This window comes from Streptomyces sp. SM1 (assembly GCF_002910825.1).
Lineage (GTDB): Bacteria > Actinomycetota > Actinomycetes > Streptomycetales > Streptomycetaceae > Streptomyces > Streptomyces okerensis.
In genome coordinates, this window is record NZ_NEUB01000937.1 from 1491 (window position 1) to 11311 (window position 9821).

Genomic DNA, 9821 nt, shown 5'->3' on the forward strand with positions numbered 1-9821 from the left:
GAGCCAGGTCGACGGGGGCAGTCCGACCAGGCCGAAGCGGGCGAGGGTGACCGGGTCGCGGGGCAGCGCGGTCAGCGGCAGGGACATGAAGTCGCGGGCGAGCGTGTCCCACCTGGGCAGGAAGGGTTCGACGAGGCGGCGGTAGGTGCCGGCGTCGCGCGGTCCGAAGGAGGCGGCCGTCTCGGCGACGGAGCGGGACAGCACGGCGGCCGTGCCGTCCCGGAAGGGGTGCGCCATGGGAAGCTCGGGGTGCAGCCACTCCAGGCCGTAGCGCTCCAGCGGGAGGGCGCGGAACGCCGGTGAGTTGATGCCGAGCGGGTGAGCGGCGGAGCACGGGTCGTGGCGGAAGCCGGGGAGGGTGAGCTCCTCGGTGCGGGCGCCGCCGCCCACGGTGCCCTTCGCCTCGAACAGGGCCACCGAGAAGCCCCGCCTGGCCAGCTCCACGGCAGCGGTCAGTCCGTTCGGCCCCGCCCCCACCACGACCGCATCGAGCATCGACGGCACCTTCGGACTCCTTTGTCAGCCGACGGCCACTGGGGGATCAGGATATGCCGGGGCGCCCGCGTTCTTCCCGGGCCGTCGGCCCGGGGGCGGGTCAGGCCGCGTCCTACAGCAGGTCCACCACCCGGTGCGCGGTGGCCGTGTCCCGGGCGGCCGTGAAGGGCAGGGTGTTGCCGCCCCGGATGTCGAAGGGCTTGCCCGCGCGGGTGAGGTGGGTGCCTCCGGCCTCCTCCACGAGGAGCAGTCCGGCCGCGTGGTCCCAGGCGGCCTCCCAGTTGAACGCCGTGGCGTCCGACTCCCCGCCGGCGACGGCCAGGTACTCCAGTCCGGCGGAGCCGCAGGGGCGCGGGGCCACTCCGTCCGTCCGCAGGCCGAGCAGGGCGCGCTTCTGCTCGTCGGTCGTGAAGTCCGGGTGGGAGGTGGCCACGCGGAGATCGCGGCCGGGCCCCGGGGAGCCGGCGCGCAGCCGCTCTCCGTCGAGGTGCGCGCCGTGTCCCCGGACGGCCGTGGCCAGTTGGTCGTGCACGGGAGCGTAGGTCCAGGAGGCATACACGACCCCGCGCCGGGCGAGGGCGACCAGGGTGCAGAAGCCGGTGTCGCCGCGCACGAACTGGCGGGTCCCGTCGACGGGGTCGACGATCCAGACCGGCGCGTCGTCCTGTATCGCCTCGTACGACCTCGGGTCCGCGTGCACCGCCTCCTCGCCCACCACGACGGAGCCGGGCAGCAGGGCGGCGAGTACCCCGGTGAGATACAGCTCGGCCTTGCGGTCGGCGTCGGTCACCAGGTCGTGCGGGCCGCTCTTGCGGTCCACCTCGTGCTCGGCGAGGCGGCGCCAGCGCGGCATGATCTCCTGTGCGGCGGCCTTGCGGACGGCTTCCTCCACGTCGAAGGCGTGCCGGGTGAGAAACTCGTCGATGGTTTCGTTGTGGTTCTCGATCATGCCTCCATGAGAGCACGCGCCACTGACATTCCCGTCCGTCCCGGTGCACCCCGGGTGGAATCGGTATGAAGATGGGGTGCCGGACCGCCGGTTCATGGGCTCAGCGGCCCACCGCGTACCCCTGCTGGCCGCGCGGGTTGGCGGCCGCGGAGAGGACGCCGGTGTCCGGGTCCCGGGCGACGGCGCAGAGACGGCCCTCCGACCAGGCGTCCCCGACGGTCACCTCGTGGCCGCGGCGGCGCAGTGCCTCCACCACCGCCGGATCGGTGCGGGACTCGACGGTGACGCTGCCCGGGCGCATGCCGCGCGGGTAGAAGGAGCCCGGGAAGCTGTCGTTGTGCCAGTTCGGGGCGTCGATGGCGCCCTGGAGGTCGAGTCCGCCGCGCACCTTCGCGCGCAGGGCGACCGCGAGGAAGAAGTGCAGCTGCCACTGGTCCTGCTGGTCCCCGCCGGGTGTGCCGAACGCCATGACGGGCACGCCGTCGCGCAGGGCGAGGGAGGGTGTCAGCGTGGTCCGGGGGCGGCGGCCGGGGGTGAGGGTGTTGGGCAGGCCCTCCTCCAGCCAGGTCATCTGCAGCCGGGTGCCGAGCGGGAAGCCCAGTTCGGGCACGACGGGGTTCGACTGGAGCCAGCCGCCGCTGGGCGTGGCCGCGATCATGTTGCCCCAGCGGTCCACGATGTCCAGGTGGCAGGTGTCGCCGCGGGTCGAGCCGTCGGCGGAGACGTCCGGTTCGCCCGGCACGGGGGACGTGGGGCTCTTGGCGACGGTGGGTTCGCCGACGCCCATGGGAGTGGGGCCGGGATCCCCGGTGACCACCACGCGCGCGTGGGCGCTCAGCCAGGGGGTGCGTCCGCCGGGGCTGCCGGGCCGCAGGTCGTGCGAGGCGCGGGGGCCGACCCTGGTCCGCCGCTCGGCGTTGTACTCGGCCGACAGCAGGTCGTCGAGCGGCACCTCGGCCGCGTCCCCGTACCAGGCCTCGCGGTCGGCCATGGCGAGCTTGCAGCCCTCGATGAGCAGGTGCAGATAGTCCGCGGACCCGTAGCGGGGCAGTTCCGGCGGGAGCAGGGCGAGCTGCTGGAGCAGCACCGGGCCCTGGCTCCAGGGGCCTGCCTTGCAGACGGTCCAGTCGCCGAAGTCGTACGTCACCGGGGTCTCGTAGGACGCGGACCAGCCGGCGAGGTCGGCGGCGGTCAGGGTGCCGCCGTGGCGTTCGCCGCTGGTGTCCAGGGTCGGGCGGCCGGCCTGCCGGACCAGGGCCTCCGCTATGAATCCGCCGCGCCACACCTCCCGCGCGGCGTCGATCTGCGCCTCCCGGTCCCCGGCCCCGGCGGTCTCGGCGAGCAGCCGCTTCCAGGTGGCGGCGAGCGCGGGGTTGCGCAGCAGCTCGCCGGGGCGCGGGGCGCGTCCGCCGGGCAGGTACACCTCGGCCGAGGAGGTCCACTCCGTCTCGAACAGTTCGCGAACGGTCTCCACGGTCCCGCCGACGCGCTCCACGGGCGGATGACCGTCCTCGGCGTATCCGATGGCGTACTTCAGGACGTCGGCGAGCGTTCTGGTGCCGTGGTCGCGCAGCAGGAGCATCCAGGCGTCGAAGGCACCGGGCACGGCCGCGGCGAGCGGACCGGTACCGGGGACGAGGTCCAGACCGAGCCCCCTGTAGTGGGCGACGGTGGCCCCGGCCGGGGCGACGCCCTGCCCGCACAGCACCCGTACCTCCCCGCCGGCCGGCGCGAGCAGGATCGGCACCTCGCCGGCCGGGCCGTTGAGATGCGGTTCCACGACGTGCAGCACGAAGGCCCCGGCCACGGCCGCGTCGTAGGCGTTGCCGCCGTCCTCCAGCACGGCCATCGCCGACTGCGAGGCCAGCCAGTGGGTGGAGGACACCATGCCGAAGGTGCCCTGGAGGGTGGGACGGGTCGTGAACATGGGCCTCTCACCTCGCTGTCTACGTGTACCGGTCCGGACCGTGGGCGCGCGGCGCCGGTCCTGGGGAAAGACGGGGAGTCTGCCCGCCAGGGGGTCTCCCACTCCCCCGGAAGGCTATCGATCGCCCTCCTCCCCTTCTTCCCCGCCTCCGGCGTGAAGGGGTCACGGGAGGCGGGGGTGAGGGCCGGATCGAGCGCGCTGCGCGTCCGCCGCAGTCGGCGTGCCGCGGTACGGGCCGTCCTCACGGGGCCTGGTGCCCCCGGGTGTCTACTGGTTGTCACGTGCTGCGGTGACGGAGGCGCGTACGTCGTCCATGTCGAGGTCGCGAGCGCGGGTGACGAGGTCGTCGAGCGCCGCCTCGGGCAGGGCGCCGGCCTGTCGGAAGACCGCGATCCGCTCGCGCACGATCATGAGGGTGGGGATCGAGGTGATCTCGAACGCCCGCGCCGGGTCCGGCCCGCCTCGGTGTCGACCTTGGCGAACACGATGCCCTGGTGCCTGTCCGAGACCCGCTCGAAGACGGGTCCGAACGCGCGGCACGGCCCGCACCACTCGGCCCAGAAGTCGATGATCACGAAGTCGTTCGCCGAGACGCCCTCGTCGAAGGTGTCCTTGGTCAGCTTGGGGGTGCCCGTGAGTGCCACTCCTGCGGGTGACGGGGGTGAGGGGCCCGGGGGCGTGCTCCGGAGCCGGGGGGCCGCCGGTTGCCCCACGCGTCGGGGGGAACCGGCGGCCGGCTGCCAGGTGCGGTGCTCGTACACCGCCCGTCGGGCGGGGTTCCGCGAGGTCAGGGAGCGGTGACGCTCTCCGCGGGCCTGGCCCCGGGGGTCGCCGCCTCGTCGTCGGCCGGGAGGTGGGCGGTGTCCTTCGGGCCGCGCAGGGCGACGTGGACGAGCAGCACGGCCATGACGGCGGCTCCGGCCCACATGGACTGCTGCCAGCCGTCGACGAAGGACTGCTGTGCGGTGTGGATCAGGTCCTGGGCGCGGCCGCCGGTGCTGGGGGCGATCTCGACGGCCGTGGCGATGCCTTCGCGGGCGGTGTCCGCGACTCCGGCCGGAAGACCGTCGAGCTCGTCGTCGATGGCGCCGCGGTAGCCGTTCGCCAGGAGCGCGCCGAGCATGGCGACACCGAGGGCGGTACCGAACTCGCGGGTGACGTCGTTGAGCGCGGAGGCGACGCCCTGCTTGGCGCGGGGCAGTGAGCGGGTGATGGCTTCGGTGGAGGGCGTCATCGACAGGCCCATGCCGGTGCCCATGGCGAGCATGCCGGCCAGGATGGACAGGTAGCCGCCGTCGACGGACACGAACAGGGCCATCAGGGCCAGGCCGAGGGCGGCCAGGCCGACGCCCACGGTCATGGTGGCGCGGGCACCGGTCCTGGCGGCCATCAGGGGGGCCAGGCCGGAGGTGATCATCATCATGACCGCCATCGGCATCATGGCCACGGTCGACAGCAGTCCGGACCAGCCCAGGACGGCCTGGAAGAACGGGAAGAGCACGACGGCGATGCCGGCCTGGACGCCGAAGACGGTCAGCAGGGTGATCGAGCCGGCGGCCAGGCCGCGCTCACGGAAGAGGCGCACGTCCAGCAGCGAGGCGTCCCGGCGGCGCAGCTCCCAGCCGACGAAGGCGACGGCGGTGAGGACGCCGACGGCCAGGCCGGTCAGGGTGACGGGGGCGGTCCAGCCGCGTTCGGGGCCCTCCTGCAGGACGAAGATGAGTCCGGTCACGGCGACGGTGGAGAGCAGCGCACCGAGGGTGTCGAAGGAATGAGCCGAGTGTTCACGGGAGTTGGGTACCGACTTCAGCGTCATCACCAGCGCGACGACGGCCAGGGCCACGGGCAGGACGAACAGGTAACGCCAGTCGGCGACGTCGACCAGGAGGGCCGAGAGGAACATGCCCAGGATGCCGCCGCCTCCGGCGACCCCGGTCCACACACCGATCGCCTTGCCCCGCTCCTCCTCGGGGAAGGTGGAGGTGATGACGGCCAGAGTGATCGGCATGATCGTCGCGGCGCTGATCCCGGCCGCCACACGGGCGCCCATCATCACCCCGGCCGACGGGGCCAGGCCGGCGACGACGCCGGCGGCACCGAAGACGATCAGTCCGGTGATCAGCATGGGCTTACGGCCCAGCCGGTCACCGATCGCTCCGAGCGGCAGCAGCAGCGCGGCCAGGGCGAGGGTGTAGATGTTGATGATCCACAGGATGGTGGTCTGCGAGGCGCCCCACTCGACGGCCATGTGCGTCTGGGCGACGTTCAGTCCGGAGACCGAGGCGATGACGGCCATCAATGCGATCGAGACGGTCACCAGGATCGCGCGCAGCTGACGCGGATCCGGCGCGGCCTCGCCGCCGGCCTGTGCGGCCGCCGGCTGAGGAGGATGGTGAGTGCTCATGGTTTCCTTCCGAAAGGGGCATGCGGAGGCAGCGCCGGGACAGGCCGGTCGCCGTGTCGGTGGGATGGGGAGGGCGTCGGTGGGATGGGGAGGGCGTGTTCACCGCGCGAACCGCCGGGTCGCGGTAGCGCGGTCGCGCGGTACGTCAGCGGCGGGGAGGGAGTGTCAGCGGGTGGCCCCGTGCGCGGCGGGCGCGGCGTCGGTGTCCGCGGCGGCCGGCAGGGCGTTGATGTGGGAGCCGGCCAGGGCTCCGGCCGCCGCGGAGGCGCCGACCTGGGCAGTGAGGTCGGTGGCGTTGCCCGCCACCCACACGCCCGGGACCCCGGTGGTGCCGGCCGTGCCGGAGGCGAGGCGCAGGCCCATGCCGTCGGGCAGCTCCTCGACCGGCAGGTTCAGCCCTTCCAACTTCTCGGTGCGGGCCCGCGTCCGCGTGGCCACGGCCAGGACGCGCCGCGCCACGACGGTGCCGTCGTCCAGACGCACGCCCGCCAGGGCGCCGGCCTCGTCGTCGACGACTTTCCTGACGCCGGTCTCGACGACGCGGATGCCGCGGGCGGCGAAGCGGGCGCGGGTGTCAGGGTCCAGCCCGGTGCCGCGGGTGAAGTAGGTCAGGTCGTCCGTGAGCCGGCGGAACAGCCAGGCGTGGTGTGGGATTCTGCGCAGACATGTCGCGCCCTTTCGTCGTGCGTGACCCCCTGTGCCGGGCCGTCTGTTCACGACGCTAAGTGCGCTTTGCATCAACGGCATACCATGTTGCCCATGACGCAAGAAGATGGGCAGCTGGACAGCCTCGTACGCAAACGGATCCGCGCCCTGCGCGTCGCGCAGGGCTGGTCCCTGGAGGAACTGGCAGGCCGGGCCAACCTCAGCCAGTCCTCACTGAGCCGGATCGAGAACGGTCAGCGCCGCCTCGCCCTGGACCAGCTGGTCACCCTCGCCCGCGCCCTGGACACCACCTTGGACCAGCTCGTGGAGAACGCCGCCGACGACGTCGTCGTCAGCCCGATGATCGACGGCGCCCACGGCCTGATGCGCTGGCCCGTGAAGGGCGACCCCGGCATGAGCGTGGTGCGTCAGCGGATCACCGACCCGCCGCCCGACAACCCGGCGCGCATGCGCGCCCACCCCGGCCGCGAATGGCTCGTCGTACTGTCCGGCACCGCCGTCCTCATGCTCGGCCACCGGCGCTTCCGCATCGAGACCGACCAGGCGGCGGAGTTCCCCACCATGATGCCGCACGCCATCGGCGCCGACGGCGGACCGTGCGAGATCATGGGCATCTTCGACCGGGACGCCCGCCGCGGCCACCAGAAGGACGCCGGCGCCGAAGCCGACCGCGGAGGGGCACCGGGGCCAGGCGAATAGAGTGCGGCAGCCGCGCCGGAAAGCCCCGTTCCGCGGGTGCCCCTTGCGTCGCGGGCAGCGCGCCGGGCCACCTTCTTGCGCGTCCGGCAAGCAGTCGTGCGACAGGCGCATAGCATGCCTACGGTGTGGTCATGACCCGAGCGCACCAGCACACCTCTCACCCTGCCGAAGGCGGCCACCACCCGGAACACGCCCACGGCGGCCACCGGAAACATGATGACGCCGGCCAGGCGGTGATCCTCGACCTGGACGCCGAAGTGCTCGCCGAGCACATCGCGTCCATCACCGCCTGGCTGCCCCTGGAGAGCGAGCCGCGCCGGATCGTGGACCTGGGCTGCGGCACGGGAGCGGGCACCTTCGCGCTCCTCGACCGCTTCCCCGGCGCCCACGTCACCGCCGTCGACACCTCGGCCGGACACCTCCGGCTCCTGCGCGAGAAGGCACACGCCCGCGGAGTCGAGGGCCGTGTCAGGACCGTACGGGCCGACCTGGACGCCCGGCACTGGCCCGATCTCGGCACACCGGATCTGGTGTGGGCCTCGGCCTCGATGCACCACATGGCCCGTCCCGACCGCGCCCTCACGAACGTCCACGAACTGCTCGCCCCCGGCGGCCTGTTCGCCGTCGTCGAACTCTCCGGCTTCCCCCGCTTCCTGCCCGCCGACGCCCCGGAGAGCCACCCCGGACTCGAGGAACGCGCGCACGCCGCGACCGAGAGCTTCCACGCCGAGCACGTCCCGCACCGCGGCGCCGACTGGGGCCCGATGCTGACCGCCGCCGGCTTCACCGTCGCGGGCGAGCGCACCGTCACCGTCGACATCGAGGGCAAGCACAGCGAAGCGGTCGGGCGCTACGCGCACGGCAGCCTGGTGCGCATCCGCGACGTGGCGGCACCCGCCCTGAGCCCCGAGGACCTCACCGCGCTAGACGAACTCCTGGACACCGACGGCCCGAACAGCATTCTGCGCCGCGACGATCTCGCCGTACGCACCGAGCGCACCGTCTGGGCCGCCCACCGCGCCTGACCTCCGGCACCCCGGGGCCGCCCGGCACGCCGCTCGCCTGCCGGGCAGCCCCGGCACCCGGTTCCCCGCCTCATACGCAGGCACTGCCCGCGCACCGGCGTGCGCCGCGACGGGCCGAGCACCCGTGCCCGCGCACGCCTCGCCCATCCCCGTCGCCGCGACCCCCATGGTGCGGCGGAGAGAAGAGGGAGCCTCCTCATGACCGCACCGCGGATCCCCGCCGAGTACGACGCCCGACGCCAGGACAGGTGGGAAGAGGTCGCCGGAGCGAACGCTGCCCGTGTCCGGCGCGGACGGCTGCCACGGCGGCTGCCGGTGGCTCACTCCGTGAGGACGGTGCCGGGGCCGCCCGGGCCCTCCCCCATGGTCCGAACGGCGGGCGGCGCCCCGGTCGCTTCCCGCGAGCCGATTCGCCGGCGGGCCCTCTAGCTAGGGGGCGGTCACGGTGAGCGTGCCGTCACCGTGGGCTGACCGGTGCCACGGCCGTCGCACCGGTGGTCACCGACGGCGGCGACGGGCGGACGCGGTCCGCTCCTGCGCGGTCCGCTCCTGCGCGGAACGTACGTGCGGTGCCTGGCCAACACGGGGAACGCCTTGGTCGGGATCGGACCGAGGCCCGGCCGACACTCCGCGCAGTGGGGACCCCGTCGGTCACCGGCCCGGTGCCGGCGGCCGGCGGGGCCGGCGGGGCCGGCCCTTCCTCAGCCGCCGTTCCCGGCCGACAGCACCCCGAGCAGGTGTGTCACCTCGACCGCGACGGCGGCGCGGGCGGGGCCCAGGTATCCGCGGGGGTCGACGGCCTCCGGGCGGGCGGCCAGGTGGGCGCGTGCGGCCCGGGTGAACGCCCTGTTCAGGTGGGTGGAGACATTGACCTTGGTCATCCCCGCCCGGACGGCCCTGACGAGGTTCGCGTCGGCCACCCCGGACGAGCCGTGCAGGACGAGCGGGACGCCCGCGGTGTCCCGCAGCGCGGTGATGAGCGCGAAGTCGAGGACGGCGTCCCGGGTGGCCATGGCGTGGGAGCTGCCCACCGCCACCGCCAGGGCGTCGACGCCGGTGGCGGCGACGAAGTCCCGTGCCTCGTCCGGATCCGTGCGCACCCCGGGGGCGTGCGCGCCGTCCTTGCCCCCGACCTCGCCGAGCTCCGCCTCCACCCACACGTTCCGCGCGCGGCAGTGGTCCGTGATCTCCCGGGTGGCGCTCACGTTCTTCTCGTACGGGAGCCCGGAGGCGTCGAACATGACGGAGGTGAAGCCGAGTTCCACGGCCTCGTGCACGAGGTCCGTGGACTCCGCGTGGTCGAGGTGGACGGCCACCGGTGTGAGCGCCGCACGGGCGAGGGCGAGGGTCGCGAGCCCGATCGGTGCGAGCGAGCCGTGGTAGCGGACGGTGTTCTCGCTGATCTGCAGGACCACGGGACGCCCCGCCGCCTCCGCCCCGCCGACGATGGCCTCGGCGTGCTCGAGCTGCACCACGTTGAACGCCCCGACGCCCACTCGGGCCCGGTGGGCGGGGCCGACGATGTCGTCACTGGCGGTGAGCGGCATGGACGTCCTCCTCGGCTACGGCGGTACGGATACGTCGACCGGTGATGGCGGCGGCGGCGGGCTCGGCGACGCCGGGACCCGCAGGACCGCGCTCGTGGAACACGCCGGC

7 protein-coding genes and 2 pseudogenes (1 of these 9 only partly in view) are annotated in these 9821 nt (G+C 73.7%); 2 read left to right on the forward strand and 7 right to left on the reverse strand.

Translation table 11 applies throughout. The features are described 5' to 3' along the window. From B9S61_RS32215 to B9S61_RS32240, 6 genes and pseudogenes are all read right to left on the reverse strand, one after another. Positions 1-495, reverse strand: the 5' portion of a protein-coding gene (locus B9S61_RS32215; protein WP_103545352.1) for an NAD(P)/FAD-dependent oxidoreductase. It extends 921 nt beyond the left edge of the window; the window shows 495 of its 1416 coding nt (coding positions 1-495); it begins with the start codon at positions 493-495; the stop codon falls past the left edge of the window. A 112-nt stretch (positions 496-607) separates the two neighbouring features. Continuing rightward, on the reverse strand, positions 608-1444 hold the full coding sequence (locus B9S61_RS32220) for an inositol monophosphatase family protein (RefSeq protein ID WP_103545345.1): 837 nt from the start codon (positions 1442-1444) through the stop codon (positions 608-610). Between the two features lie 100 nt (positions 1445-1544). Next, entirely contained in the window at positions 1545-3371 is a 1827-nt protein-coding gene (locus B9S61_RS32225) for a gamma-glutamyltransferase family protein (protein ID WP_103545346.1), read from the reverse strand. A gap of 267 nt (positions 3372-3638) precedes the next feature. Further along, positions 3639-4015 (reverse strand): annotated as a pseudogene (gene trxA, locus B9S61_RS32230) (thioredoxin). A gap of 143 nt (positions 4016-4158) precedes the next feature. Continuing rightward, complete coding sequence (locus B9S61_RS32235; RefSeq protein WP_103545347.1) at positions 4159-5775, reverse strand: MFS transporter; 1617 nt, start codon at positions 5773-5775, stop codon at positions 4159-4161. Positions 5776-5940: 165 nt separating this feature from the next. After that, a pseudogene (locus tag B9S61_RS32240) lies at positions 5941-6420 on the reverse strand (NAD(P)/FAD-dependent oxidoreductase); the annotation flags it as partial. 114 nt (positions 6421-6534) lie between these two features. Here B9S61_RS32240 and B9S61_RS32245 point away from each other — a divergent pair. Both B9S61_RS32245 and B9S61_RS32250 read left to right on the forward strand, forming a co-directional pair. Continuing rightward, positions 6535-7140: a helix-turn-helix transcriptional regulator gene (locus tag B9S61_RS32245; RefSeq protein WP_181007628.1), complete on the forward strand. Its 606-nt coding sequence runs from the start codon at positions 6535-6537 to the stop codon at positions 7138-7140. Between the two features lie 131 nt (positions 7141-7271). Continuing rightward, positions 7272-8165, forward strand: coding sequence for a trans-aconitate 2-methyltransferase (locus B9S61_RS32250; protein WP_103545349.1), 894 nt, complete (start codon positions 7272-7274; stop codon positions 8163-8165). A gap of 701 nt (positions 8166-8866) precedes the next feature. Here the strand turns inward: B9S61_RS32250 and B9S61_RS32255 are convergent. Continuing rightward, a complete protein-coding gene (locus tag B9S61_RS32255; protein WP_103545350.1) occupies positions 8867-9712 on the reverse strand; it encodes a class II fructose-bisphosphate aldolase in 846 nt (281 codons plus the stop codon). Positions 9713-9821 lie beyond the last annotated feature (109 nt).

Bases quoted from the DNA above. Each gene is read 5' to 3' on its own strand.
- B9S61_RS32250 (WP_103545349.1), top strand. From the start codon at position 7,272: ATGACCCGAGCGCACCAGCACACCTCTCACCCTGCCGAAGGCGGCCAC.
- B9S61_RS32225 (WP_103545346.1), bottom strand. From the start codon at position 3,371: ATGTTCACGACCCGTCCCACCCTCCAGGGCACCTTCGGCATGGTGTCC.
- B9S61_RS32220 (WP_103545345.1), bottom strand. From the start codon at position 1,444: ATGATCGAGAACCACAACGAAACCATCGACGAGTTTCTCACCCGGCAC.
- B9S61_RS32245 (WP_181007628.1), top strand. From the start codon at position 6,535: ATGACGCAAGAAGATGGGCAGCTGGACAGCCTCGTACGCAAACGGATC.
- B9S61_RS32235 (WP_103545347.1), bottom strand. From the start codon at position 5,775: ATGAGCACTCACCATCCTCCTCAGCCGGCGGCCGCACAGGCCGGCGGC.
- B9S61_RS32255 (WP_103545350.1), bottom strand. From the start codon at position 9,712: ATGCCGCTCACCGCCAGTGACGACATCGTCGGCCCCGCCCACCGGGCC.